26 protein-coding genes are annotated in these 23,859 nt (G+C 63.3%); 20 read left to right on the top strand and 6 right to left on the bottom strand.

Annotation, left to right across the window (positions count from 1 at the left end; genetic code table 11):
- Positions 1–166: 166 nt before the first annotated feature.
- On the bottom strand, positions 167–916 hold the full coding sequence (locus AC07Y0_RS13430) for a phosphoadenylyl-sulfate reductase (protein ID WP_498678023.1): 750 nt from the start codon (positions 914–916) through the stop codon (positions 167–169).
- Between the two features lie 259 nt (positions 917–1,175).
- On the opposite strand from AC07Y0_RS13430, the gene AC07Y0_RS13425 reads away from it, so the two are divergent.
- From AC07Y0_RS13425 to AC07Y0_RS13395, 7 genes are all read left to right on the top strand, one after another.
- Positions 1,176–1,622 carry an RrF2 family transcriptional regulator gene (locus AC07Y0_RS13425; protein WP_498678021.1) on the top strand — a complete coding sequence of 149 codons (447 nt, stop codon included), beginning with the start codon at positions 1,176–1,178 and terminating at the stop codon, positions 1,620–1,622.
- 246 nt (positions 1,623–1,868) lie between these two features.
- A complete protein-coding gene (locus AC07Y0_RS13420; protein ID WP_498678018.1) occupies positions 1,869–2,894 on the top strand; it encodes a sulfate ABC transporter substrate-binding protein in 1,026 nt (341 codons plus the stop codon).
- Positions 2,895–2,992: 98 nt separating this feature from the next.
- Positions 2,993–3,847: a sulfate ABC transporter permease subunit CysT gene (gene cysT / locus AC07Y0_RS13415; protein WP_498678014.1), complete on the top strand. Its 855-nt coding sequence runs from the start codon at positions 2,993–2,995 to the stop codon at positions 3,845–3,847.
- Positions 3,837–4,712 carry a sulfate ABC transporter permease subunit CysW gene (gene cysW / locus AC07Y0_RS13410; protein WP_498678011.1) on the top strand — a complete coding sequence of 292 codons (876 nt, stop codon included), beginning with the start codon at positions 3,837–3,839 and terminating at the stop codon, positions 4,710–4,712. Before cysT ends, cysW begins: the two co-directional genes overlap by 11 nt.
- A gap of 12 nt (positions 4,713–4,724) precedes the next feature.
- A complete protein-coding gene (locus AC07Y0_RS13405; protein WP_498678009.1) occupies positions 4,725–5,762 on the top strand; it encodes a sulfate/molybdate ABC transporter ATP-binding protein in 1,038 nt (345 codons plus the stop codon).
- A 68-nt stretch (positions 5,763–5,830) separates the two neighbouring features.
- Positions 5,831–6,106: a YlcI/YnfO family protein gene (locus AC07Y0_RS13400; RefSeq protein ID WP_498678006.1), complete on the top strand. Its 276-nt coding sequence runs from the start codon at positions 5,831–5,833 to the stop codon at positions 6,104–6,106.
- The gene (locus tag AC07Y0_RS13395) at positions 6,103–6,402 is read left to right on the top strand and encodes a type II toxin-antitoxin system RelE/ParE family toxin (protein WP_498678004.1); all 300 of its coding nucleotides are present in this window, start codon (positions 6,103–6,105) and stop codon (positions 6,400–6,402) included. Before AC07Y0_RS13400 ends, AC07Y0_RS13395 begins: the two co-directional genes overlap by 4 nt.
- A gap of 3 nt (positions 6,403–6,405) precedes the next feature.
- On the opposite strand, the gene betA is transcribed toward AC07Y0_RS13395, so the two are convergent.
- Positions 6,406–8,058, bottom strand: a complete 1,653-nt coding sequence (betA, locus tag AC07Y0_RS13390; RefSeq protein ID WP_498678002.1) for a choline dehydrogenase — start codon at positions 8,056–8,058, stop codon at positions 6,406–6,408.
- A 316-nt stretch (positions 8,059–8,374) separates the two neighbouring features.
- On the bottom strand, positions 8,375–9,838 hold the full coding sequence (gene betB / locus AC07Y0_RS13385; RefSeq protein WP_498678000.1) for a betaine-aldehyde dehydrogenase: 1,464 nt from the start codon (positions 9,836–9,838) through the stop codon (positions 8,375–8,377).
- Between the two features lie 234 nt (positions 9,839–10,072).
- Between betB and AC07Y0_RS13380 the strand changes: the two genes are divergently transcribed.
- The 7 genes from AC07Y0_RS13380 (at position 10,073) to AC07Y0_RS13350 (ending at position 15,475) form a co-directional block, all read left to right on the top strand.
- Positions 10,073–10,537 carry a group III truncated hemoglobin gene (locus tag AC07Y0_RS13380; protein ID WP_498677998.1) on the top strand — a complete coding sequence of 155 codons (465 nt, stop codon included), beginning with the start codon at positions 10,073–10,075 and terminating at the stop codon, positions 10,535–10,537.
- 46 nt (positions 10,538–10,583) lie between these two features.
- On the top strand, positions 10,584–11,120 hold the full coding sequence (locus tag AC07Y0_RS13375; protein ID WP_498677996.1) for an RrF2 family transcriptional regulator: 537 nt from the start codon (positions 10,584–10,586) through the stop codon (positions 11,118–11,120).
- Positions 11,121–11,136: 16 nt separating this feature from the next.
- Positions 11,137–11,277, top strand: coding sequence for a hypothetical protein (locus AC07Y0_RS13370; RefSeq protein ID WP_498677994.1), 141 nt, complete (start codon positions 11,137–11,139; stop codon positions 11,275–11,277).
- Positions 11,278–11,473: 196 nt separating this feature from the next.
- Positions 11,474–13,276, top strand: coding sequence for a bifunctional diguanylate cyclase/phosphodiesterase (locus tag AC07Y0_RS13365; RefSeq protein ID WP_498677992.1), 1,803 nt, complete (start codon positions 11,474–11,476; stop codon positions 13,274–13,276).
- 111 nt (positions 13,277–13,387) lie between these two features.
- Positions 13,388–14,389 carry an NAD(P)H-quinone oxidoreductase gene (locus AC07Y0_RS13360; RefSeq protein ID WP_498677989.1) on the top strand — a complete coding sequence of 334 codons (1,002 nt, stop codon included), beginning with the start codon at positions 13,388–13,390 and terminating at the stop codon, positions 14,387–14,389.
- A gap of 16 nt (positions 14,390–14,405) precedes the next feature.
- Positions 14,406–14,990 (top strand): hypothetical protein, encoded by a 585-nt coding sequence (locus AC07Y0_RS13355; RefSeq protein WP_498677987.1) that lies wholly within the window; start codon positions 14,406–14,408, stop codon positions 14,988–14,990.
- A gap of 119 nt (positions 14,991–15,109) precedes the next feature.
- Positions 15,110–15,475: a hypothetical protein gene (locus AC07Y0_RS13350; RefSeq protein ID WP_498677984.1), complete on the top strand. Its 366-nt coding sequence runs from the start codon at positions 15,110–15,112 to the stop codon at positions 15,473–15,475.
- Between the two features lie 47 nt (positions 15,476–15,522).
- Here the strand turns inward: AC07Y0_RS13350 and AC07Y0_RS13345 are convergent, their stop codons facing one another.
- Positions 15,523–15,909, bottom strand: a complete 387-nt coding sequence (locus AC07Y0_RS13345; protein ID WP_498677982.1) for a hypothetical protein — start codon at positions 15,907–15,909, stop codon at positions 15,523–15,525.
- Positions 15,910–16,331: 422 nt separating this feature from the next.
- On the opposite strand from AC07Y0_RS13345, the gene AC07Y0_RS13340 reads away from it, so the two are divergent.
- The 6 genes from AC07Y0_RS13340 to AC07Y0_RS13315 all read left to right on the top strand — a co-directional run bounded on the left by AC07Y0_RS13340 (position 16,332) and on the right by AC07Y0_RS13315 (position 21,773).
- The gene (locus AC07Y0_RS13340; RefSeq protein ID WP_498677980.1) at positions 16,332–16,766 is read left to right on the top strand and encodes a hypothetical protein; all 435 of its coding nucleotides are present in this window, start codon (positions 16,332–16,334) and stop codon (positions 16,764–16,766) included.
- A gap of 117 nt (positions 16,767–16,883) precedes the next feature.
- Complete coding sequence (locus AC07Y0_RS13335) at positions 16,884–18,815, top strand: O-linked N-acetylglucosamine transferase, SPINDLY family protein (RefSeq protein ID WP_498677978.1); 1,932 nt, start codon at positions 16,884–16,886, stop codon at positions 18,813–18,815.
- A 322-nt stretch (positions 18,816–19,137) separates the two neighbouring features.
- A complete protein-coding gene (locus AC07Y0_RS13330; RefSeq protein ID WP_498677976.1) occupies positions 19,138–20,145 on the top strand; it encodes an asparaginase in 1,008 nt (335 codons plus the stop codon).
- A gap of 127 nt (positions 20,146–20,272) precedes the next feature.
- The gene (locus AC07Y0_RS13325; RefSeq protein WP_498677974.1) at positions 20,273–20,638 is read left to right on the top strand and encodes a hypothetical protein; all 366 of its coding nucleotides are present in this window, start codon (positions 20,273–20,275) and stop codon (positions 20,636–20,638) included.
- Between the two features lie 291 nt (positions 20,639–20,929).
- A complete protein-coding gene (locus tag AC07Y0_RS13320) occupies positions 20,930–21,277 on the top strand; it encodes an ArsR/SmtB family transcription factor (protein WP_498677973.1) in 348 nt (115 codons plus the stop codon).
- On the top strand, positions 21,270–21,773 hold the full coding sequence (locus AC07Y0_RS13315; protein ID WP_498677971.1) for an SRPBCC family protein: 504 nt from the start codon (positions 21,270–21,272) through the stop codon (positions 21,771–21,773). Before AC07Y0_RS13320 ends, AC07Y0_RS13315 begins: the two co-directional genes overlap by 8 nt.
- 254 nt (positions 21,774–22,027) lie before the next feature.
- Here the strand turns inward: AC07Y0_RS13315 and AC07Y0_RS13310 are convergent, their stop codons facing one another.
- On the bottom strand, positions 22,028–22,417 hold the full coding sequence (locus AC07Y0_RS13310) for a cupin domain-containing protein (RefSeq protein WP_498677969.1): 390 nt from the start codon (positions 22,415–22,417) through the stop codon (positions 22,028–22,030).
- A gap of 402 nt (positions 22,418–22,819) precedes the next feature.
- The gene (locus tag AC07Y0_RS13305) at positions 22,820–23,842 is read right to left on the bottom strand and encodes an SDR family NAD(P)-dependent oxidoreductase (RefSeq protein ID WP_498677967.1); all 1,023 of its coding nucleotides are present in this window, start codon (positions 23,840–23,842) and stop codon (positions 22,820–22,822) included.
- Positions 23,843–23,859: the final 17 nt, after the last annotated feature.

The raw sequence follows: 23,859 nt of genomic DNA, 5'->3' as shown, positions 1-23,859 counted from the left end.
CCTTGGCGCCCGGTGATGCCGGGTATCATTTGGTCGGGCCTTGCCCCTCATCCGGCTGCCGCCACCTTCTCCCCGCAGGCGGGGAGAAGGGACTTGCTGCGGCGTTTCCGTCCCCTCTCCCCGTTTGCGGGGAGAGGGTCAGGGAGAGGGGCAAAAGCCGCTAAAATCAGGCCGGCGTGCGTTCCAGCGGCGTCGCCGCCGCTTCCGGCACATGCAGGCCGCATTCGCGCTTCTCATCGTTCTCCCACCACCAGCGGCCGGCGCGCTCCGGCTCGCCGGGCTTGATGGCCCGGGTGCACGGCTCGCAGCCGATCGAGGGATAGCCGCGCTTGTGCAGCGGATTGGTCGGCACCGCCTCGGCCTCGACATAGGCATTGATGTCTTCGAGCGACCAGTCGGCCAGCGGGTTCACCTTGATGAGATCGCGCTCCGCATCGTATTCGGCAAACGGCGTCGCCGCGCGGTTGCCTGACTGGCCGCGGCGAAGGCCGGTGACCCAGATCGCGGCGCCGGAAAGGGCCTTGGCGAGCGGCACCAGCTTGCGCACATGACAGCAGGCGTGGCGTGCCTCGACGCTTTCATAGAAGCCGTTCAGGCCGTATTTCGCCGCATAGGCGTCGATGTCGTCCTGTTCCGGATGGAAGCGCCTGATCTCGATGCCGAAGCGCTCTTCGGTCTCGCCGATCAGGTCGACCGTTTCCTTGAACAGGCGGCCGGTCTCGAGCGTCGAGACGTCGATCGGCAGTCGTGCAAGGCCGATCGCGGCGGTGATCACCTGATCCTCGATGCCGAGGCTGGTGGTGAAGACGGCGCGGCCGCCGAACGCGGCGACCAGGGCCAGCCGGCCGGGAAGGTCGAGGCTGGTCAGTTCGGCATCGAGCCGTGCCGCGCGCGTCTGCTGGTCTTGGGAGGTCATGTGTCGATCCTGCTAGCTGAGCTGTATGAAAGTATCGCAACAAAATGCCGGCAGGACGAGAAACAGCCATTCCCAAACTACCGGACCGGCGAGCAAATATCTCTCTTGCGGGCGCTTTCGGAAGAAAAGCCGCCGCCGCGCCCGCTTCCTCGTCCGTCCGCCAGAATAGCCGGAGCCAATTTGTTTTTCCATGCGAATTGGGCTAAACGCTGCGAAACAGGCGGTCGCGGGACCGCATCGGCCAGCAATCGGTTCTTCGATGATTTCGCAGAAAGCCAAATACGCCTTGCGAGCGCTTTCGGCCCTGGCGCGCGCCGAGGCCGGCGAACCCTTGCAGATTTCCGACATCGCCGATCGCCAGAACATCCCGAAGAAGTTCCTCGAACAGATCCTGCTGGACCTGAAGCGCAACGGCATGGTCGCCAGCCGCCGCGGCAAGCAGGGCGGTTATCTTCTCCTGAGACCCGCGGACGAGATCACCTATGGCGAGGTGCTTCGGCTGATCGACGGGCCGATCGCGCCGTTGCCCTGCCTGTCGCTGACCGCCTATCGCCGCTGCGAGGACTGCAACGGCGAAAGCGATTGCGAGGTCCGCCATGTCTTTGCCCGCGTCGCCGACGAGACGCGCGCCGTGCTGTTTTCCACGACGATCGCCGATGCGCTCAACGGACACGAAGCCCGGACCGCGGCCGAGGAAACGGTCTGAGCCTGCCGCCGGGGCCGGAAAATAATTCGCGCCGGTGCCCGCGGTCGTCGGTTTTCGCCAACGTGACTTTTCTGTGACATCGCTGTTTCGCGAACGAAATTACCTGCGTTCTTGCATCGAGGGCGGTCCGGCGTTTTCCCTCGCCCTGCGGCTCAGGGTACTGTTTTGCTATTTTTTGGCTCGCGTTGACTAACACGACCTGTCCAGTAGTCTTAACCTCAGGAAATGAGGAAAGGAGAGGTTGCGATGAACAGCTTTACGAAACAGTTGGGCAGGTTCCTTGTCGGGCTATCGCTGTCTACAGGTCTCGTCGTTTCAGCCCATGCCGAGACGAGCCTGCTGAATGTCTCCTATGACCCCACCCGGGAGCTCTACAAGGAGTACAACGCCGCCTTCGCCAAACACTGGCAGGCCGAGACCGGCGAGCAGGTTTCCATCCAGCAGTCCCATGGCGGTTCCGGCAAGCAGGCCCGTTCGGTGATCGACGGACTGGACGCCGATGTCGTGACGCTGGCGCTCGAAGGCGACATCGACGCCATCGCCGAAAAGACCGGCAAGATCGCCAAGGACTGGCGCGGCCGTCTGGAAAACAACTCGTCGCCCTACACGTCGACCATCGTCTTCCTGGTGCGCAAGGGCAATCCCAAGGCGATCCACGACTGGGGCGACCTGGTGAAGGGCGACGTGCAGATCGTCACCCCCAATCCGAAGACCTCCGGCGGTGCCCGCTGGAACTACCTGGCCGCCTGGGCCTGGGCCCACAAGCAGTACGGCGGCGACGAAGCGAAGATCCGCGAATACATCGCCGAGCTCTTCAAGCGCGCCCCTGTGCTCGATACCGGCGCGCGGGGCGCCCTGACGACATTTGCCCAGCGCCAGATCGGCGACGTGCTGCTCGCCTGGGAAAACGAGGCTTACCTGGCCGGTGCCGAATTCGGCGCGGACACTTTCGAGATCGTCACGCCGCCGCAGTCGATCCTCGCCGAGCCTCCGGTTGCCGTCGTAGACGGTAATGTCGATGCCAAGGGCACGCGCAAGATCGCCGAGGCCTATCTTCAGTACCTCTATTCGGAAGAGGGCCAGAAGATTGCGGTCAAGCACTTCTACCGTCCGTCCAAGCCGGAACTCGTGGCGGCGGAAGACCTGGCAAAATTCGCCAAGATCGATCTCGTCACGATCGATGATCCGATCTTCGGCGGCTGGGCCAAGGCGCAGCCTGCCCACTTCGCCGACGGCGGCATCTTCGACCAGATCTACACGCCGGCCCGGTAGGCGATCGTCCATCCGCCTGCGACAAGCCCCGACCTCTCGAAGAGGCCGGGGCTTGTCGCAGGCGCAATTCGGGGCATTATGGACGACGGGACACGGGAATGACGACAGGACGAACCATGAAGAACTGGCGCCAGCCGAGCATCCTGCCGGGCTTCGGGCTGACGCTCGGCTACACGATTTTCTACCTCACGGTGATCATCCTGATCCCGCTGGTGGGCTTGGTCTGGCGCTCCGCCTCGCTCGGCTGGGTGGAGTTCTTTGCCATCGCCACCGACGAGCGCACCATGCTCGCCCTGAAGGTGAGCTTCGGCTCGGCTCTGGTGGCCGGCGCCATCAATGCCGTGTTCGGCGTCATCGTCGCCTGGGTGCTGGTGCGCTATGATTTTCCCGGCCGCCGCCTGCTCGACGCGGTGGTCGATCTGCCCTTCGCCCTGCCGACCGCCGTCGCCGGCATCTCGCTTGCCGCGCTCTATGCGCCGAACGGCTGGATCGGGTCGCTCCTGGCGCCGCTCGGCATCAAGATCGCTTTCACCCCGGTCGGCATCGTCGTGGCACTCGTCTTCGTCGGCCTGCCCTTCGTTGTGCGCACGGTCCAGCCGGTGATGGAGGAGCTCGACCGCGAGGTCGAGGAGGCCTCGGCCACGCTCGGCGCCACCCGGTTCCAGACGCTGCGGCTCGTCGTCCTTCCGGCGCTCACACCGGCGATCCTCACCGGTTTCGCGCTGGCTTTTGCCCGCGGCGTCGGCGAATACGGCTCGGTCATCTTCATCGCCGGCAACATTCCTTATGTCTCCGAGATCGCGCCGCTTTTGATCGTCATCCGGCTGGAGGAGTTCAACTATGCCGGCGCCACCGCGATCGCCTGCATCATGCTGGTGATCTCGTTCGCCATGCTGCTGTTCATCAACCTGCTGCAGATGTGGAGCCGGAGGAGATATGCCAATGTCCGCTAAGTCCGCCTCCATGGCCAAGCCCCGTTTCCGCGACGCCTCGACCGAAAGCCCGCTCGCGCGCTTCTCGCTGATGGCCGTGGCGCTGGCCTTCATGGCCTTCGTGCTGCTCTTGCCGCTCCTCCTGGTGTTCATCGAGGCCTTCCGCGAGGGCGTTCCCGCCTTCTTCGAGGCGCTCGGCGATCCCGACACCAAGTCGGCGATCCGGCTGACCCTGACGGTCGCGGCGATCGCCGTGCCGCTCAACCTGGTCTTCGGCGTGGCTGCCGCCTGGGCGATCGCCAAGTTCGAGTTCAAGGGCAAGACCTTCCTGATCACGTTGATCGACCTGCCGTTCTCCATCTCGCCGGTCATTTCCGGCCTGGTCTATGTGCTGCTGTTCGGCTCGCAGAGTCTGATTGGCCCGTTCCTCAAGAGCTACGGCATCGAGATCCTGTTTGCCGTGCCCGGCATCGTGCTCGCCACCGTCTTCGTCACCTTCCCCTTCGTCGCCCGCGAACTGATCCCGCTGATGCAGGAACAGGGCACCGGCGACGAGGAGGCGGCGCTGTCGCTCGGGGCCGGCGGCTGGCAGACCTTCTGGTACGTGACGCTGCCCAACATCAAATGGGGCCTGCTCTACGGCGTGCTGCTCTGCAACGCCCGCGCCATGGGCGAGTTCGGCGCCGTCTCGGTGGTGTCCGGCCATGTGCGGGGGCTCACCGAAACCATGCCGCTGCATGTCGAGGTCCTCTACAACGAATACAATTTCGTCGCGGCCTTCGCCGTCTCGACGCTTCTTGCTCTCCTTGCCCTCGTGACGCTGGCGCTGAAGACCGTTCTGGAACTTCGCTACGGCCATGCGATCGCCGGCAGCCGCAAACACTGAAAGGTCCTCCCGATGGATGTCACGATCACCAATATCCGCAAGGAGTTCGGCCAGTTTCCGGCACTCTACGACCTGTCGCTGTCGATCCGCTCCGGCGAGCTGATCGCGCTGCTCGGCCCCTCGGGCTCCGGCAAGACGACGCTTCTGCGCCTGATCGCCGGGCTCGAACAGCCGACCGCCGGCAAGATCTTCTTCGGCGAGGAGGATGCCTCGGAAAAGAGCGTGCAGGAGCGCCATATCGGCTTCGTCTTCCAGCACTACGCGCTGTTCCGCCACATGACGGTCGCGGAAAACATCGCCTTCGGCCTGAAGGTGCGCCCCAAAGCCAACCGCCCGCCGGCCCACGAGATCAGGAAGCGCGTCTCGGACCTGCTCGACATGGTGCATCTGTCGGGTCTGGAGAAGCGCTATCCGGCGCAGCTCTCCGGCGGCCAGCGCCAGCGCGTGGCGCTCGCCCGCGCCATGGCGATCGAGCCGACCGTGCTGCTTCTCGACGAGCCCTTCGGCGCGCTCGACGCCAAGGTGCGCAAGGAACTGCGCCGCTGGCTGAAAGAATTCCACGACCGCACCGGCCACACGACCTTCTTCGTCACCCACGACCAGGAAGAGGCACTGGAGCTCGCCGACCGGGTCGTGGTGATGAGCCAGGGCCGGGTCGAGCAGGTCGGCACCGCCGACGACGTCTACGACACGCCCAATTCGCCCTTCGTCTTCTCCTTCATCGGCGAGTCCTCGCATGTGCCCGTCACGGTCCGCGACAAGACCGTGCTGTTCCAGGGCGAGCCGATCGGCACGACCGAGAACGGCCAAGGACCGGGCGAACTGTTCTTCCGCCCGCAGGACGTCGTCGTCACCACCGACAGCCACTCGCTCTACGGCAAGGTCACCGCCTGCCGCCGCCTCGCCGGCACCCGCATCGCCGAAATCGACGTCGCCAATGACGGCCACGAGCCCTACCATCTCGAGATCGAAGTGCCCCTCGACGCCCCCGTCGCCGTCGGCGCCGACATCCGTTTCCGCCCGACACGGTGGAAGCTGTTCGGGCAGTGAAGGTGGCGGATTGACGTTTCTCCCTTTGCTTCGCAGAATGCATCGCATTTGCAACGCAGGAGGCTTCCATGAAGACCGCAACGCTTCCCTCACTCCGCGTCGACCCTGAATTGCGGGCTGCCGCCGAAAGCGTGCTCGAGGAGGGGGAAAGCCTCTCCGCCTTCGTCGAGAGCTCGGTGAAGGCGCAGATCCATTTTCGCAAGACCCAGGCCGAGTTTATTGCCCGCGGGCTGGCGTCGCTGGCGGAATCGGAACGGACGGGGATCTATTTCACGTCGGAAGAGGTGTTGAGCGAACTGAAGGGTATGCTTGATGCCAAGCGCGCGGAAAGCGCCGTGAAATGATCTACGCGGTCAAGTGGTCGGTAAAGGGGCGCGAAGATGTGCGGCGGCTCTATTCCTATCTGCTTGATCGAGATGAAGAGACGGCGGTACACGCTTATGAGGCGATTGCAAAAGCCGTGATGTTCTTGGAACGGTTTCCCTTCAGTTGTCGAAAGGCTCGCGGAGGAGATCCGTTCTTGCGTGAACTCGTCGTTCCTTTCGGCTCAAGCGGCTATGTGGTGCTTTTTCGGGTGGACGACGGCGGAACGGTGACGATCGCCGCCGTCCGCCACCAGCGCGAGGACGATTACCACTGAGCCTTACCGGTCGCTCGTCTGCCAGCGCGGATTGATCCACGGCTCCTGGTTGGAGCGGGGCAGGGGCTGTTTGCCGAGGATGTGGTCGGAGGCCTTTTCTCCGGTCATGATAGATGGGCCGTTGAGGTTGCCGTAGGTGATGTCCGGGAAGATGGACGAATCTCCGACGCGAAGACCGTCGATGCCGATGACGCGGCATTCCGGATCGACCACCGCCATGGGATCGTCCTTCGAGCCCATCTTGCAGGTGCCGCAGGGGTGATAGGCGCTTTCCAGATGCTCGCGCAGGAAGTCGTCGATCTGATCGTCCGTCTGCACATGCTCGCCCGGCTGGATTTCCGAGCCGCGATAATCGTCGAACGCCCGCTGCCCGAAGATCTCGCGGGTGAGGCGCACGCAGTGGCGGAACTTCACCCAGTCTTCCTCGGTGCTCATGTAGTTGAAGCGGATCACCGGATCGGCCATCGGATCGGAAGACCTAAGCGTCACGCTGCCGCGCGACTTCGAGTGGTTGTAGCCGACATGCACCTGGAAACCGTGGCTGTCGGCCGCCGCCTTGCCGTCATAGGAGATCGCCACCGGCAGGAAGTGATACTGGATGTCGGGCTGTTTGACGCCCGGCGCAGAGCGCACGAAGGCACAGCTTTCGAACTGGTTGGAAGCGCCAAGCCCGGTGCCGGAGAACAGCCATTGCGCGCCGGCCACCCCCTGCCAGAACCACGGAAGCCAGGAATAGAGCGAGACCGGCTTGGTCGAGACCTGCTGGAAATAGAATTCCATGTGGTCCATCAGATTGGCGCCGACGCCGGGCCGGTCGAGCTTCACCTCGATGCCCATGTCCTTCAGATGCGCGGCCGGCCCGATGCCGGAGAGCAGCAGCAGCTTCGGCGAGTTGAACGACGAGGCGGCGACGATCACCTCGCGGTTCGCCTTGACCACTTCGATCTTGCCATTGCGCTCGATCTCAACGCCGACAGCGCGGCCGTTTTCGATCACGATCTTGCGGGCGAAGCAGCGCACCAGTTCGACATTCGGTCGCTTCAGCGCCGGCTTCAGATAGGCGTTGGCGGCGGACCAGCGGCGCGACTTCCAGATGGTCTGCTCCATCAGGCCGAAGCCTTCCTGCTTCTCGCCGTTATAGTCGTCCGTGGTTTCGAAGCCGGCCTGCTTGCCCGCCTCGACGAAGGCCTTGAACAGCGGGTTCTTCACCGGCCCGCGCTGGACGTGCAGCGGCCCGCCGGTGCCGCGCCAGCCATCCTGTCCGCCATGCGAGTTTTCCATGCGCTTGAAGTAGGGCAGCACGTCGGCATAGCCCCAGCCCTTGGCGCCGGCCTCCTCCCAGCGGGTATAGTCTTCCGCCGACCCGCGCACATAGACCATACCGTTGATCGAGGACGAGCCACCGATCACCTTGCCGCGCGGCGCGGTGATGCGCCGGTTGTTGAGGTTCGGCTCGGGCTCGGAGAGATAGCCCCAGTTATAGCGCTTCATGCTCATCGGCCAGGCCAGTGCCGCCGGCATCTGGATGAACGGCCCGACATCCGACCCGCCATATTCCAGCACCAGCACGGTGTGCTTGCCGTCCTCCGACAGGCGATAGGCGATGGCGGACCCCGCCGAGCCGGAACCGATGATGATGTAGTCTGCGCTGTTCATGTCCTAGCCCCCTGCGCCGCCTCTCTCCTTGTGGGAGAGGAAGCGATTTCAGCATCTTAGCGTCAGCTAAGTGCTAGAAATCGCAGGTGAGGGTGCCCCCTCACTTGCAAAATCTAACATTTAGCTTCGCTAAACTGTTGATTTTGCTTTCTCCCCCCACCAAGGGGGAGAAGGATCTCAATACGGCGCCGGCCGTTGTCCCTCTTCTCCCCAACGGGGAGAAGGTGGCGGCAGCCGGATGAGGGGGAGGCAAAGCCTCTATGGCCCCCTCATCTGCCCTTCGGGCATCTTCTCCCCGATGGGGAGAAGAGGAAAATCAATACGGCGCCTCGCATTTGCCCATGCCGACATAGACCGTCTTCAACTCGGTATAATGCTCCAGCGCCGCCGCCGAGTTTTCCCGTCCGAAGCCGGATTGCTTCGATCCGCCGAACGGGATTTCCACCGGGCAGAGATTGTAGGTGTTGATCCAGAGCGTCCCGGCTTCGAGTTCGTCGACCACGCGATGGGCGCGGGAGAAGTCCGCCGTGAAGACGCCGCCGGCCAGCCCGAATTCGGTGGCGTTGGCGCGTGCGATCACGTCCGCCTCGTCGTCGAAGTCGAGCACGCACATCACCGGCCCGAAGATCTCTTCCCTGGCGATCGTCATCGTGTCGGTCACGTCGGCAAACACGGTCGGCTGGACGAAATAGCCTTCGCCCGAGACGTTGTTCGGAATGCCGCCGCCGGTGACGAGGGTAGCGCCCTCGGCCTTGCCCTTGGCGATGTAGCCCAGAACCTTCTCGCGCTGCGCCCAGGAGACGAGCGGCCCCATCTGGGTGGCCTCGTCCTGCGGATCGCCGATCGCGATCGCTTCGGTCCGTTCCTTGAGGCGCACGAGGAACCTCTCCTTGATCGCCTTGTGCACGAAGACGCGGGTGCCGTTCGAGCAGACCTGGCCGGTCGAATAGAAATTGGCGAGCATGGCTCCCGAGATCGCGCTCTCGACATCGGCGTCGTCGAAGATGATCAGCGGCGACTTGCCGCCGAGTTCCATGGTGACGTGCTTGAGCTGGCTGGCGGCGGCGCCCGCCACCTTGCGGCCGGTCGGCACCGAGCCGGTCAGCGACACCTTGGCCACATCGGGATGAGAAACCAGCAGCGGGCCGGTGTCGCGGTCGCCCTGGATGACGTTGTAGACGCCCTTCGGCAGGCCCGCCTCGATGAGGATCTCGGCGATCTTCAGCGCGCCGAGCGGAGTCACTTCCGACGGCTTGAACACCATGGCGTTCCCGGCGGCAAGGGCCGGCGCGCCCTTCCAGCAGGCGATCTGCTGCGGGTAGTTCCACGCGCCGATGCCGACCACGACGCCGAGCGGCACGCGCTTGGTATAGGCCCAGTCGCCGCCCAGCGGGATCTGGCTGCCGTTGAGCGCGGTCGGCGCGATGCCGCCGAAGAATTCGAAGCCATCGGCGCCCGAGGTCGGGTCGGCGACGATTGTCTCCTGGATCGGCTTGCCGGTGTCGAGTGTTTCCAGCTCCGAAAGCACGCGGTTGCGCGTCCGCATGATCTCGGCGGCGCGCTTGAGGATGCGGCCGCGCGCCATGGGGCTCATGGCCGCCCATTCCTTCTGCGCCCGCTTGGCAGAGGCGATCGCCCGTTCGACGATGGCCGGGGTCGCGGCATGCAGCTTGGCGATCACCTCGCCGGTGGCGGGATAGATGCTCTCGATGACGGTGCCGTCGGTATCCTCGACATACTCCCCGTCGATGAAGTGAGAGGCTTTCGGCTGTGCGCGCATGATCGACCCCGGTCTGGCAATGGCTCGGTAATTCTTCGGTGAGCCAAGCATATAAGCGGGCCTTGGACCAGAGTCCCCTTTTACCGGGGTCACATTCCGTTCCGTTTGCGACACATCCCGGTCACTTGCAAACGCCGGCCGTCGGCGCGTGACGATTTAAACATAGATTGACAATCTATCTTTTGTAGCGCAGGTTCGAAATCTCATTCTTAGGGAAGACAGGCGGGCAGGCGGTTGATCGAAGAAAGCCGGATCGACAGGACCATCGTTATTGACGGCATTCCCTTGCCCGAACTCCTGGACGAGTCGATGGTGCGCGCCGTGGTCCACGGTTTCTACGACGAGATCCTGCGCGACGATCTGCTGGGTCCGGTCTTCTCAGAAGCGATTGCCGCCGAGGCCTGGCCGCGGCATCTCGAAAAGATGTGCGATTTCTGGTCGGCGACACTTCTGCGCACGTCGCGCTATGACGGCCGGCCACTGCCGCCGCATCTGGTGATCCCCGGTCTCGACGAGCGGCATTTCCGCCGCTGGCTTTCGCTGTTTCGCGCCACCGTGCGGCGGCTCTGCCCGTCCGAGGTGGCGCAGTTGTTCATGAGCAGGGCCTTGCGCATCGCCCACAGCTTTCGCCTGGCGATCGCCTTCCATCGCGGCGAGAACGCGCTCAACATTCAGCCGATTGCCGAGGATGCGCTGTGACCGGGGCGGGAGGCGGGGCAGCAGAGCCGCACGGGAGAGCCCGGCCATGCGCCTGACGAGTTTTTCCGACTATGCCCTGCGCATGCTGATGTTCGCGGCCTCGAGCGGCGAGAAGCCGTTCACGATCGAGGCGGCGTCGCGTTCCTTCGGTGTATCGCGGACCCATCTCAACAAGGTCGCCAACACGCTGACGCGCGGCGGTTTCCTCACCGCCATGCGCGGACGATCGGGAGGTCTGGTCCTCGCCCGGTCCGCCGAGACGATCCGCATCGGTGATGTCGTGCGGCTGACGGAGCCGGATTTTGCCGTCGTCGAGTGCTTTGCCACCGGCAACCAGTGTATATTGACGCGGACCTGCAAGCTTTCGGGCATGCTGGGCGAAGCGATCGGCGCCTTCCTGTCGACGCTGGATCGCTACACGCTCGCCGACATCGTCCTCGCCCCCACGGCCTTCGCTGCCTTCCTGCCCGACGCGCCGCCAAGGCCGCGCCGATCCTATCGCCGCAAGACGGCGGCGGTCACTGCGGCCGGTGACGCCGCGCGCCTTTCACCGGATACCATGCCCGACCCATCCACGCCCTGACCCAAGGAGAAAACTCATGGTCGAGACCCCGAAGAGCGACGCCCCGAAAACCCTGACGGCCCAGCCGATCGACGGCGGCAGCTCCCTGCTGCCAATGCTGGTGGTCGGCCTGGTGATGGTCACCGTCGGCTACGCCGTACTGATGATGTTCGTCTGATCGCACGTCAGCCGTTCGACCGCCCGCCCGACACAGTCGGCCGGGCGTGCCGCGGCGGTCATGGCACACCGGTGTGCGCTCCCTCGGCACATGACACGTAACCTTCATCAAACCTTCACACTGCGGAAAGGTTTTCTTGACGATTTGCAGGGCAACCTCGCCGGCATAAAAAACAATTGGATTTTGGAGAAAGATCATGGTTCCGGGCGCCGCGGTGGAGACAGGCATCTTGCGCCGTTTCGCCAATGACCAGTTGCTGACCCTTGCCAAGCTCGTCGTCGAGAATGCCCTGCAGCCGATCGTCGAGGTCGGCACCGGCGCGGTGTTCGGTTACGAGAGCCTGATGCGCGGCCACGACCGGATCGGCTTCGACAGCCCCTTGGACCTGCTCGACCAGGCCGCCGCCGCCGGTCATCTGGTGGCGCTCGAGCAGATGGTGGCAAGCCGCGCGCTCGCAAAGTTCGCGACCCTGCCGCACTTTTCCGACACCACGCTCTTTCTCAACCTTGACGTCCGGCTGATCGCCCGCGGCGACGAACTGATCGACAGCGTGCTGCAGCACCTGCGCCAGGCCAATATTCCGCCGTCGTCGATCTGCTTCGAACTGTCGGAGCGCTTCGACAATACCAGCGTGCCGGAATTCGCCGGCCTTGTGGCGCGGCTGCGGAAATCCGGCTTCAAGCTGGCGATCGACGATTTCGGCGTCGGCCACGGCGAGATGAAGCTGCTGTGCGACTATCCGCTCGATTATGTGAAGATCGACCGCCATTTCATCGCCGGCCTCGACGGCAATCCACGCAAGCGCCACCTGGTCAAGAACATCGTCAACTTCTGCCATGTGCTCGGCGTTCGGGTGATTGCCGAGGGCATCGAGACCGAGGCCGAATTCATCGCCTGCCGCGAATTTGGCGTCGACCTGGTGCAGGGCTGGTTCATCGCCCGTCCGACCACGCTGATGAGCGAGCTGAAGCCCTCCTTTCCCCATCTCCAGGAGGTCGGCAAGGTGCGCCGCAGCGCCCAGTCGCTCGACGAGATCCTCATCCGCCGGCAGATCGAGCACATGCCGACCGTGTTCGAGCACGAGAGCATCGACAGCGTCTTCGATCTCTTCCGCCGCAATCCGCGCCAGTCCTTCTTCCCCGTGCTCAACGCCAATGGCGAGCCGCGCGGCATCATCAACGAGTTCCATCTGAAGGAATTCATCTACCAGCCCTTCGGTCGCGACCTGTTGAAGAACAAGGTCTACGAGCGGTCGATCTCGCATTTCGTCGAGCGTGCGCCGATCGTCGGGCTGGACGCCGATGCCGAGCGACTGATGTCGATCTTCGCCAACATGGACGGCTCGGACTGCGTGATCCTCACCGAGAACATGCGCTATGCCGGCGTCGTCTCGGCCGCCTCGCTGATCCGCATCATCAACGAAAAGCAGCTGAAGACCGCGCAGGACCAGAACCCGCTGACCGGACTGCCCGGCAACCGCGCCATCCGCGACCTGATGCAGGATTTCGCCCGCGACGGCGACGACTGCCGCTTCTTCTGCTATTGCGACTTCGACCACTTCAAGCCGTTCAACGACCATTACGGCTTCCAGAGCGGCGACCACGCCATCTCGCTGTTCGCTGCTCTGCTCAGGCGCTATTTCTTCGCCGAGGGCGATTTCCTCGGCCATGTCGGTGGTGACGATTTCTTCATCGGCCTGCGCGACTGGACGCGCGATGAACTGACCGAAATCCTCGACCGCCTTCTGTCCGATTTCCACGACGACGTGGTCGAGCTCTATTCCGAGGACGACCGCGCGGCGGGGCGCATCCAGGGCCAGGACCGCCACGGGCGCGACCGCGAATTCCCGCTGATGCGATGCTCGATCGGCGTGCTCGAACTGCCGCAGGGCCTGGTGATCGACGATGTCAATCGGGTGTCGTCGGAGATCGCCGAGCTGAAGAAGAAGGCGAAGAGCAGCGACAGCGGCCTGGTGATCGACCTCTATTCCGGGCGCTGAGAGCACGACTGGCATGGGCCTCGACCGCCCGCCGCGTCATGAGCCTCCTTTCCAGATCGCGGGCCATGCCCTATGTCGGAAGCCTCCGACGCGAGTGATAGGAGTTCCGCCATGCCGCTTCCCGCCTCCATGCGTTTCGTCGACCTGCCGTCCTTCGGCGCGGCCGAGGTCATGACCCTTGCCACCGGTCCGCTGCCGGCGCCGAGGCCCGGCGAGATCCTGGTCCGGGTCGAAGCCGCCGGCGTCAACCGCCCGGATGTCGCCCAGCGCCAGGGCACCTATCCGGCGCCGAAGGATGCAAGCCCCGTGCTCGGGCTGGAGATCGCCGGCGAGGTGGTGGCGCTCGGCGAAGGCGTCACCGAATTCGCCATCGGTGACAAGGTCTGCGCGCTCGCCAATGGCGGCGGCTATGCCGAATACTGCGCGGTTCCCACCGGCCAGGCGCTGCCCTGGCCGAAGGGTTTTGACGCCGTGAAGGCCGCGGCCCTGCCGGAGACCTTCTTCACCGTCTGGGCCAATCTCTTCCAGATGGCGGGGCTGACCGAAGGCGAGACCGTGCTAATTCACGGCGGCACGTCGGGCATCGGCACCACCGCGATCCAACTGGCCAAGGCCTTCGGCGCCGAGGTCTTCGCCACGGCCGGCTCGGACGATAAGTGCAAGGCCTGCGTCGATCTCGGCGCCAGGCGCGCGATCAACTACAGAAACGAGGATTTCGTCGACGTGATCAAGGCCGAGACGGATCGGCGTGGCGTCGATGCCGTGCTCGACATGATCGGCGCCGCCTATTTCCAGAAGAACCTCGCCTGTCTCGCCAAGGATGGCTGCCTGTCGATCATCGCCTTCCTCGGCGGCGCCGTCGCCGACAAGGTCGACCTCAGCCCGATCATGGTCAAGCGCCTGACCGTCACCGGCTCCACCATGCGCCCGCGTACCGCCGAGGAGAAACGCGGCATCCGCGACGAACTCGTCGCCGAGGTCTGGCCGCTGCTCGAAGCCGGCACCGTCGCCCCCGTCATCCACACCGTCCTGCCCTTCGACGACGTCGTCGAGGCGCACCGGCTGATGGAAAGCTCGCAGCATATCGGCAAGATCGTGCTCAGGCTGGGGTGAGGGCGGGGGCGTCGCCATGGTAGCGGCGTTGCCCAATAGCGCCGATGGAGCAAGGCAGCTGACCGTATACGATCATTGCTGCGGCTCAGCAATCGGCCCCGAAGCGGCTTCCGTGTTGAATATTCAGACGCAGTCAATATTGTCGGGGTTCACGCCGGGGAGCATGATGTCGACGCGCTACATTCCAATTGACGTCTTCCAAAATTTCTCGTGCACTGGCATGGAGCTTTATGATCTTCGTCATAGTTACTTTGGCGAGGGCAAGGTTCTCACCGCATACTTCTCTCTGCCATTTGGTGACGATCTGCTGAAAGTTCACTTCAGTGACGCAGACATTGTGCGAGTCCAGGACGAACTTCTGCTTTCCATCGAAGAGTATGGCATCGAAGTCAGCGGCCTCAAGCCACGCCATTTTGCCTATCGCGTCGAAAATAGCCGCCTATTTCTCTCGCAATCTGAATTCTACCGAGATCTAAACAGTGATGCGGTGCACTACCGATTTGTTACGGGCGGTGCCTGCCTGGATGTTCTCACCAGGTTTGAACCCGTTTTTGCGCTGGTTCGGTGCTTTGCCCGTGATTCCGAGCCAGGCGAATCTTGACCGTTGCACCTGCGGCGGGGTGACCGCTCCTGGCGCCCAACTACCAACGCTGCGCCGTCGCCGATACGGTGGACCGAACCTCACGGTCAAGCGCCTCGCTTAAAGGAAGGATGAGAGCGATGTCTGAGTTCCTGCAGTTCGCGATAGACCAAAGCCCGCGACGCCTCACACGCGCGGACATCATGCGATGGGCGGGAGAGTGCAATGATTGGGACTTCTACAATAGTGCGGCACTGGAGATTGCGAAGGGGTACCATAGGGGCGAATTAAGCTACACCTTCTGCGACGGCGTGATGAATGATCTTTGGTCCGGAGTGCAGGAAGGGTTCGGATCTGGTAAGAACGAGGTGCCGGAGCCGTTCTTCGAAATCTACGAAGCTTTCGACGCGGGGGAATACCATCGCAAACACGACAAGACCGATGATCCCGTTGTTGAGTTCACCAACCCTGCGATTGCCGAACTGGCCATTCGCTTTAGCTTTTGACGCTTTGGGAGCGATGCGCCGGGACAGTCTCTAGCGGACAGCTTGTTCTAAGCCAGTCTGAGAGGATTCCGGGCATTCACATTGAGAGGCTTGGCGCACCACGGGCAAAAGGCAATCACAATTCCTTCGGTCCGCTTTTCATTGGAGCCCATTGCGAACACGCCATGCGATTGGCCAATTAGAAAACCTGCCTTTGCACTCGCTGCATAGGCGATATGCAGGCATGGGAAGTCATCAAGCCTCACTTCGTTCCTGATATCGACATACCACCAGATATCGGTCCAGATATCATCGGGATTACCTGCAAGCGCTTGTCGCACGCCGGCTGGCAAATGGACCAGGCCCGAAAAATCTTCAGCGACGATGGCGTTTCTAATTTCGTCATCGGAGTGCTGATCCAGGAATTCGCGCAGTTCGTCTATCTCCAATTTCACAATTATACCTTCTGGGCTTGTAGGTAAGGGGATAGCCGAAGTTTAAACCACGGGCTCGATGAAATCTGGCCGCTCCTGGAAGCCGGCCTAGTCTCCGCATCATCCACACCGTGCTACTGTTCGGCTAGGTTGTCGAGGCGCATCGTCTGATGAAAAGCTCGCAGCATATCGGCAAGATCGTGCTCAGGCTGGGGTAAGGGCAGGAGGCGTTTCCGACGGCCCCATCCGTGTGCCGCTTCTCCGGGATTATGAAGCGACGCCAGTAACAGTCATTTTCGGCCCGATGTGGTCATACGTGGCAAAGCAAGTCTATAGGACTGTCAGGCGTCTGCTGGGGAGCGATAGCTCACTCCCGTTCGCTGGCTTCAACACGGGCAGTGGCCAGCATATACTCATTCCTGCACCGATAAGGATATTGGAGTATGAGCAATAGAATTACATTTGAAATACATAGCCATGAGGGATCTGGGCCAATTAGATTCGGAATGACCCCAAGTGAAGTTCGTTCCGTTCTTGGAGCGGAATTTGATAGTTTCAAACGAAACGTGCAGGATGCATATCCTTGTGACTATTTTACAGAAATTCAGTGTTTTGTTTATTTCGGCGAAAATCAACGGGTAGATTCTGTAGAGTTCGCCGAACCGGCTGAGCCTGTCCTGAATGGTATTAATCTTCTTGGCTTAGGATTCGCAGACTTAATCAAGCAGATAGCGAAGCTAGACCCAGAAGTGTCTATTGAGAGTGACGGGTTTACGTCACGGAATTTGGGAGTTGGTGGATGGGCTCCATCAGCTGAGGATGAGCCGGATTCCCCTCCTGAGAGCATTATCGTTTTTGTTCGTGGCTACTATGATTGACAGTAGCTACACCTGATCCAGTTTTGTCCACGCGGGAGCCCACCCCATTCCCCCGAGCGCCAGTTTCGTGCAACCGTCGATCCGTAAGCCTGCCGGCGACGGATGGAGGCGAAGGCCATGAAGAAGAGCTTTGAGCAGGCGCTGAAGGAATATCAGGCCGGGCGGCTGCCCGCGGCGCTGAAATTCGCCGAGAGGGCCGTGGCTGAAGGCGGCGCCAGCCATCCCGGCCTGCTGGCGCTGATCGGCAATATCCAGTTCAAGTCCGGCAATCGCTCGGCCGCCGCCGAGGCCTTTGCCCGCGCGGCGGAGAAGGCCGACGACAAGGCGGCCGCCGGTTACCTGAAGCTTGCCGTGACGCTCGCCCAGGCGGCCGGCCTGACCGATCTGCTGCTTGCCGTCGGCGTCCGGGCCGTGAAGCTGAACCCCGCGGAACCGGAACTGGCCTTCACGGTCGCCAGCGCCTTCTTCACCCGCGGCCGCTGGGGCGACATGGACCCGATGCTGGAACGGCTCGATCGCGGCAACGACCGGCACATGGCGCTGATCGTCAATCATCATCGGCTGATGAGCCGGTTCGATGCCCTCTATGCCGAACTCGACCGGGCGCTCTTGACCCGCCCCGACGACCTGTTCCTCAATGTCTCGAAATTCGCCGTCGCCCGCGAGGTGCTCGATTTCCCCACCATCGAGCGCCACGAGGCACTGATGCGCCGGCCGGACGCGCCCTTTGCCGCCGGCCTGATGGCGCGCGAGCCGGCGCTTGGTCGCATCCTCTGGTGCGACGACGAGGCGCTCAATGCCCGCCCGAGCCAGGAAGCGTCGAGCTATGCCGCGACCCTGCCGTCGGCGACCGGCCGCACCCGCCGGGCCTTCTCCGCTGCCGGCGAGAAGATCCGCATCGGCTACCTGTCCAACGATTTCCACGGCCATGCGACGATGACGCTGTTCCTCGAGGCCATGGCCGCCCACGATCTCGAGCGGTTCGACGTCACCCTGTTCTGCTATACCGAGCGCCATTCCGCCGCCCAGCAGGCCGCCTGGCCGGAGCACCTGCGCGCCCGGATCGTTCCGGTCGGTCACCTCTCCGACGAGGCGGCGGCGGCCCTGATCTCCGAGCGCCGGACCGACATCCTGGTCGACCTCAAGGGCCACACGATGGGGGCCCGTCTCGGCATCGTCAATCTCTCCGACGCGCCGGTCAAGGTCACCTATCTCGGCTTCCCCGGCTCCGTCACCGGTGTCGATCTCGACTATGCGATCACCGATCCGATCATAACCCCCGACAGCAGCAAACCCTTCTACGCCGAAAAGCTCTGCCGCCTGCCCGAGACCTACCAGGCCAACAACTGGCGCACCCGCCCGCGGCCGCAGCCGATGGAGCGCAGCGACGCCGGCCTGCCGGAGGACGCCTTCGTCTTCGCCTCGTTCAACGCCAGCTACAAGATCACGCCCGGCACGCTGTCGCTCTGGGTCGCGGTGCTGTCCGCCGTGCCGGACTCGCTTTTATGGATCCTCTGCCGCTCGCCCGAGGCGCGGCGCAACTTCACCGCCGCCATGCAGGCGCGCGGCATCGATCCGGCGCGCCTGATCTTTGCCGAGAACCGGCCCTATGCCGAGCATATCAGCCGCATCCCGCTCGCCGACCTCGCGCTCGACACCCGGCCGTGGAACGGCCATACGACCACCTCCGACATGTTGTGGGCCGGCCTGCCGGTGCTGGCGACAAGGGGCAGGACCTTCGCCAGCCGGGTATCGGCCAGCCTTCTGACCGCGATCGGCGTGCCGGAGCTGATTGCCGAGACGGACCGCGACTTCGTCGACAAGGCGGTGATGCTGGCCCGCGACCCTTACGCGCTGACCGCCCTCACGTCACGCCTCGACGCGGCCCGCTTCACCGCGCCGCTGTTCGACAACGAGCGCTTCTGCCGCCATCTGGAGCGCGCATACGACGCCATGGCCGCGCGGGCGAGGGCGGGTCTGGCGCCCGACCATATCGACGTCGAGGCGCTGCCGCCGCGCACCGCCCCTTTCTCCAGCGAAGCGTTCTGATCGACACCCCTTGAAACCATGGTCCCCGACGCCCATCTCCCGTTCAGTGTTAACGAACGAAAGGGAGGTGATCGAATGTCTAGTGAGATTTCGGTTTGCATGACGGGCTTGGCGAAGACGATGGTCTCGACGGGGCAGCCCTCGGCCTGACCTCGCCTTGCTACGGATCAGCCGCGTGATCCGGGTCCGTTATGGGACCAGACTCATGGAAGGGCCGCCTCGCGCGGCCCTTTTTTGTTGCTGATCCCTTTGCGATCCCTTGCCGATCGCGCCCCGGTTTGGTCTATGGACGGGAACGAAACGTAACCTGTCGAGACCAGCCATGGAAAATCCCGTCACCGTCGAAGTCACCCGCGGCAAGCTCGTCGAAAGCCGCCATCGCGGCATGGCCGTGGTGGTGGATGGCGACGGCGCCATCGTCTATTCCGCCGGCGAAATCAACGCGCCGACCTTTCCCCGCTCGGCCTGCAAGGCGATGCAGGCCCTGCCGCTCGTCGAAAGCGGCGCGGCCGATGCCTATGGCTTCGGAACTAAGGAACTGGCGCTGTCCTGCTCCTCGCATTCCGGCGAAGACGAGCATGTGGCGCTCGCCGCCTCGATGCTGAAGGCCGCCGGACGCGATGAAAGCGTGCTCGAATGCGGCGCCCACTGGTCCTTCGAACAGCCGGTGCTGATCCATCAGGCCCGCACGCTGGAAAAGCCGACCGCGCTTCACAACAACTGCTCGGGCAAGCATTCCGGCTTCGTCTGCGCCTGCTGCCATTCGGGTGAGGACCCGCGCGGCTATGCCGGCTACGACCACCCGCTGCAGGCGGAAATCCGCGGCATCATGGAAAACCTGACCGGTAGTCCGCTCAGCCGCGACAATTGCGGCACCGACGGCTGCTCGATCCCGACCTATGCCGTGCCGCTCGTGGCCCTTGCCCGCGGCTTCGGCAAGATGGCGACCGGCAAGGGGCTGGAGCCGGTGCGGGCCGCCGCGTCCAGGCGCCTGATCGAGGCCTGCATGGCCGAGCCCTTCTACGTCGCCGGCACGAAACGCTTCTGCACCCGGCTGATGCAGGTGGCCCCGGGCAAGATCTTCGCCAAGACCGGCGCCGAGGGCGTGTTCTGCGCCCTCCTGCCGGAAAAGGGCCTGTCCTTTGCCGTCAAATGCGAGGACGGCTCCAGCCGCGCCGCCGAAAGCATGATCGCCGCCCTTCTCGCCCGCCATTTCGACAAGGACACCGCCGAGCACGCCGCCCTGATGGCCATGGCCAACCACTCCATGCGCAACTGGAACGGCCTGCATGTCGGCGACGTGCGGGTGACGGACGTGTTGTTTGGGTGAGGGGGTTGGGGCGCGGTGGACTCGTCCCCGCAACGGACGGAATGCGCCAATTGCGAACGTCGCCACATTTTTCCCTAAGCAATAAGTTGATCCGCCGACTGCATTGCTGCTGAGGATGAGGACAAGCATGCGTTTCCCGGAAGAGTTGCTTTGGGACCATATCAATGATGGCTGGATCCGTATGTCTTTCAGACAGCGTAAACTGTGGGACGTTATCAAACGGATGCCGGAAGAATGGGAGCTGAGTGGCTACGGCCCTTGCTGGGTCGTGGCACTGGTTGGCGAAGTTGTAATCTATTACAATCACTTCGAGAATGGGTTCAATCGATCACGATGGTCGCAATTCGGTGTTATCGAACGATATCAGTCCTTGCTGGATGGACTGGAGGATGCCGTTCAGAGGCAGCTCAACGAGATTGATGCGGGTTGCGGCCTTGGTCCTTGGACGAGCGGGCCAATCGCTGGCGAGTACGTCGTGAAATACAGCCGATAACCGCAAAGGGCTGAAAGTCGCCAAGCGACACGCGGGTGACGGACGCGCTGTTCGACTGAGGCTGGTTGGAGGGCCGCCCGTTCGGCCCCGCAACCGACAGCGGGCGGAATGGGCCGATCGTTTTTGCTGCGCGTATTAACCGGCAATGGTCACAACGGGCTGCAAGGGTGGACTGCTTTCGGGATGAGGTCAGCTGACGCCGCCGCAGTCCATGACTTGAATGTCCGGCGTACTGCAGGAAAGCTCGAGACCCTTGCGCTTCTCGCGGGTGTAGAGTAAAAACTGAACTACATGGTTCAGTATCTAAGCCCCACCCTCGATCTCTCCTTTGCGGCTCTGTCCGATGCGACCCGTCGCGGGATCATCGACCAGCTTGGGCGCGGGGACGCGTCGATCACCAGTCTCGCGGACAGGTTCCAGATGACGCTGACCGGCATGAAGAAGCACGTTCAGGTCCTCGAGCGGGCGGGGCTCGTCATCACGCAGAAGGTGGGACGGGTGAGAATCTGCAGGCTTGGGAAACGCGGCCTCAAGGCCGAGGCCGAGTGGATCGAGGCGCATCGCAGGCTCTTCGAGGCCCGCTTCGAAGCCTTGGACGAGATCATCAGCGAAATGAAACGGGAGGCAAGCGATGAATGAGCAGATTGAGAATGCCGGTGGTGCGCCGAACCGCGCCTCAGTCGAGCGCAGAGGCGATCGCGAACTCGTGATTACGCGGATCTTCGATGCGCCGCCGAGCATGGTCTACAGGGCATGGAGCCAGCCAGAACTGTTCCAGCGCTGGTGGCTGCCGAAATCGGTATCCGGCATTTCGCTCGTATCCTGTGAAATGGACGTCCGTACCGGCGGCAAATATCGGCTGGAATTCGGCACCGGCGGTTCGGACACCATGGCCTTCTACGGCAAATATCTCGAAGTGGTGCCAAACGAACGCATCGTCTGGACCAACGACGAGGGCGAAGAAGGCGCGGTCACGACCGTGACCTTCGAGGAACAGGATGGGAAGACGCTGCTGCATTTCCACGAAGTCTATCCGTCCAGGGAGGCGCTCGAGGACGCCATAGAAGGTTCGGCCGTCGCATTGCCGGAACAGCTGGACCAGCTGGACGAATTGCTTGCCAGCATGGGCGGATAGTACGGGTCGGAAAGGCGACCCGGGCAGCGACTGCTCTACTGCTCTTAGGAAGTGGCTGTGCCTGCCTGTTGGGCCGGGATGGGCGCAAAGCCGTCACGCACGTCGTGATCGCTACCGGCTCCCTTCGAGCCAAAAATCTGCCGCTGCCAACCTCCGCCCCAAAATCCCCTCTACGCCCGAGAAAAGCCCCCTCTGGCCTTCCGTCTCCCCACAAGGGGGAGACGGAAGGCTGAGCCGGCCGATACGCGGGCAGACTACGCAGGCGGCAAATCGAGGCTGTTTGGCAGCGAGATCCAGATGACGGTCTGTGCCTCTGGGGAATGGCGTGACAGGTGGCCCTTGCCGTGCGTGTCTTCGACGAGCACGAAGCTGCCCGCCTGAACGTGGCGCACCTCTCCGTCGCTCGTCTCGTATTCCACCGAGCCATCCAGCCTGATCGTAAGGACCGACTCGGGAACCGTATGCCAGGCAACCTCGCGCATGCCCGCCGGGATATGGGTGAAGCGGACGCGCGACGCCGGATAGCTGGCCGTAACGTTGAACGACACGGCGTCGGGGTGCACCGAAATCTTGGTCGTCGGCAATTCAACTTCGTCGAAATGCGATTCGCCATCCGGGCTGGCATAGATGCGCAGGCACTTCATTACGGCTGACTCCTTCTGCTTTGCGATGCTGAAACGAGGCATGCCTACCACGAACAAGCGGGGGCAACACCACTCGTCTCGCGCGAGAGCCCGGCGTGACCAAAAATCTGCTGCCGGCCTCCGCCCCATCACCCCCCAGTACGCCGAACCAAACCCCCTCTGGCCTGCCGGCTATCTCCCCCACAAGGGGGGAGAGGAATCGCGGTGGGCGCCGCGGCTACGGTGTTTAGTCCCTCCCCCTTGTGGAGAGGGGTTGGGGAGGGGAGGCCAGAGTAGGAGGGCAGGCCGAAAGCAGGACGTCGGTGACGATGGCGGGAAACTTGGCGCGCTCCTCAAGCCAATCCTCCGCCGCCCCGCCACGCGACAGGCATGTCACGCGCGCCCAACTCCCCCTTGCACCCGTCAATAGGCGGTCCAGCCGCCGTCGGTGGCGTAGATGCCGCCGGTGAAGTTGGAGGCTTCGTCGGAGAGCAGGAAGAGCATCATGCCGACCTGCTCGGCAACGGTCGCCGGTCGGTGCTTCTTGTCGGTATAGGCAAGGATGCTGTCGATCTTCAGGCGTCCCATGGCCGGCCCCGAGGTCGCCTGGGCCGACAGCGCCACGAGTTCGCCGGCCCGGGCGACCATCGGCGTATCCGTCGCCGCCATGTTGACGGAGTTCACCCGGATCCCATAGGGCGCGTAGTCGATCGCCGCGTTGCGGGTCAGCCCCGTGACGGCATGCTTGCTGGCGACATAGGCGGGATTTCCGGCAAGGCCGGTCATGCCGGCGATCGAGCCGACATTGACGATCGCCCCGCCGCTGCCCTGGCTGACCAGTTGCCGCAATTGCGCGCGCATGCAGTAGAACATGCCCGTGGCATTCGTCTTGAACACGTTTTCCCAATAGGCGTCGCTCGCCTCGTGGATGCGGGCGAAGATCAGGTCGCGCTGCTTGTCGAAGTCGATGGGGTCGCCCGAATAGACGCCGTCCATGACGCCGGCATTGTTCAAGGCGCCGTCGAGCCTGCCGAACTGCGAGACCGCGGCCGCCACCGCCTGGTCGGCGACGGCAGGGTCGCCGACATCGCCGTAGACGAAGGCCGCCTTGCCGCCGCCGGCGAGGATGGCGGCGTTGGTCTCCTCGCCGAGATCCTTGATCCAGTCGACGCCGACGACATTGGCGCCCTCCCGCGCCAGGCGGATCGCCGCCGCCTTGCCCATGCCCCGCGCCGAGCCGGTCACGATGAAGGTCCTGCCGGCGAAACGGTCGGAGATGAAGAATGCGCTGTCCACCGGCTTGATGTCGACGACCGCATTGCCCTCGGGCCGCCCCGCCGCCTGTTGCGCATTGGCAGCCGTCTCGGCGACGCCGTCGATGGCGGTGCTCGCGGCGACCGCGCCTGCCGCAAGCGTCATTCCCTTCAGCAGATCCCGTCTATCCATGTCACTTCCTCCTCGCA

It is taken from the genome of Allorhizobium sp. GW101-3B10, from assembly GCF_059424725.1.
This window is presented reverse-complemented; position numbering and strand designations above follow the sequence as displayed.

Bases quoted from the DNA above. Each gene is read 5' to 3' on its own strand.
- AC07Y0_RS13430 (WP_498678023.1), bottom strand. From the start codon at position 916: ATGACCTCCCAAGACCAGCAGACGCGCGCGGCACGGCTCGATGCCGAA.
- AC07Y0_RS13425 (WP_498678021.1), top strand. From the start codon at position 1,176: ATGATTTCGCAGAAAGCCAAATACGCCTTGCGAGCGCTTTCGGCCCTG.
- AC07Y0_RS13420 (WP_498678018.1), top strand. From the start codon at position 1,869: ATGAACAGCTTTACGAAACAGTTGGGCAGGTTCCTTGTCGGGCTATCG.
- cysT (WP_498678014.1), top strand. From the start codon at position 2,993: ATGACGACAGGACGAACCATGAAGAACTGGCGCCAGCCGAGCATCCTG.
- cysW (WP_498678011.1), top strand. From the start codon at position 3,837: ATGTCCGCTAAGTCCGCCTCCATGGCCAAGCCCCGTTTCCGCGACGCC.
- AC07Y0_RS13405 (WP_498678009.1), top strand. From the start codon at position 4,725: ATGGATGTCACGATCACCAATATCCGCAAGGAGTTCGGCCAGTTTCCG.
- AC07Y0_RS13400 (WP_498678006.1), top strand. From the start codon at position 5,831: ATGAAGACCGCAACGCTTCCCTCACTCCGCGTCGACCCTGAATTGCGG.
- AC07Y0_RS13395 (WP_498678004.1), top strand. From the start codon at position 6,103: ATGATCTACGCGGTCAAGTGGTCGGTAAAGGGGCGCGAAGATGTGCGG.
- betA (WP_498678002.1), bottom strand. From the start codon at position 8,058: ATGAACAGCGCAGACTACATCATCATCGGTTCCGGCTCGGCGGGGTCC.
- betB (WP_498678000.1), bottom strand. From the start codon at position 9,838: ATGCGCGCACAGCCGAAAGCCTCTCACTTCATCGACGGGGAGTATGTC.
- AC07Y0_RS13375 (WP_498677996.1), top strand. From the start codon at position 10,584: ATGCGCCTGACGAGTTTTTCCGACTATGCCCTGCGCATGCTGATGTTC.
- AC07Y0_RS13370 (WP_498677994.1), top strand. From the start codon at position 11,137: ATGGTCGAGACCCCGAAGAGCGACGCCCCGAAAACCCTGACGGCCCAG.
- AC07Y0_RS13365 (WP_498677992.1), top strand. From the start codon at position 11,474: ATGGTTCCGGGCGCCGCGGTGGAGACAGGCATCTTGCGCCGTTTCGCC.
- AC07Y0_RS13360 (WP_498677989.1), top strand. From the start codon at position 13,388: ATGCCGCTTCCCGCCTCCATGCGTTTCGTCGACCTGCCGTCCTTCGGC.
- AC07Y0_RS13355 (WP_498677987.1), top strand. From the start codon at position 14,406: ATGGTAGCGGCGTTGCCCAATAGCGCCGATGGAGCAAGGCAGCTGACC.
- AC07Y0_RS13350 (WP_498677984.1), top strand. From the start codon at position 15,110: ATGTCTGAGTTCCTGCAGTTCGCGATAGACCAAAGCCCGCGACGCCTC.
- AC07Y0_RS13340 (WP_498677980.1), top strand. From the start codon at position 16,332: ATGAGCAATAGAATTACATTTGAAATACATAGCCATGAGGGATCTGGG.
- AC07Y0_RS13335 (WP_498677978.1), top strand. From the start codon at position 16,884: ATGAAGAAGAGCTTTGAGCAGGCGCTGAAGGAATATCAGGCCGGGCGG.
- AC07Y0_RS13330 (WP_498677976.1), top strand. From the start codon at position 19,138: ATGGAAAATCCCGTCACCGTCGAAGTCACCCGCGGCAAGCTCGTCGAA.
- AC07Y0_RS13325 (WP_498677974.1), top strand. From the start codon at position 20,273: ATGCGTTTCCCGGAAGAGTTGCTTTGGGACCATATCAATGATGGCTGG.
- AC07Y0_RS13320 (WP_498677973.1), top strand. From the start codon at position 20,930: ATGGTTCAGTATCTAAGCCCCACCCTCGATCTCTCCTTTGCGGCTCTG.
- AC07Y0_RS13315 (WP_498677971.1), top strand. From the start codon at position 21,270: ATGAATGAGCAGATTGAGAATGCCGGTGGTGCGCCGAACCGCGCCTCA.
- AC07Y0_RS13310 (WP_498677969.1), bottom strand. From the start codon at position 22,417: ATGAAGTGCCTGCGCATCTATGCCAGCCCGGATGGCGAATCGCATTTC.
- AC07Y0_RS13305 (WP_498677967.1), bottom strand. From the start codon at position 23,842: ATGGATAGACGGGATCTGCTGAAGGGAATGACGCTTGCGGCAGGCGCG.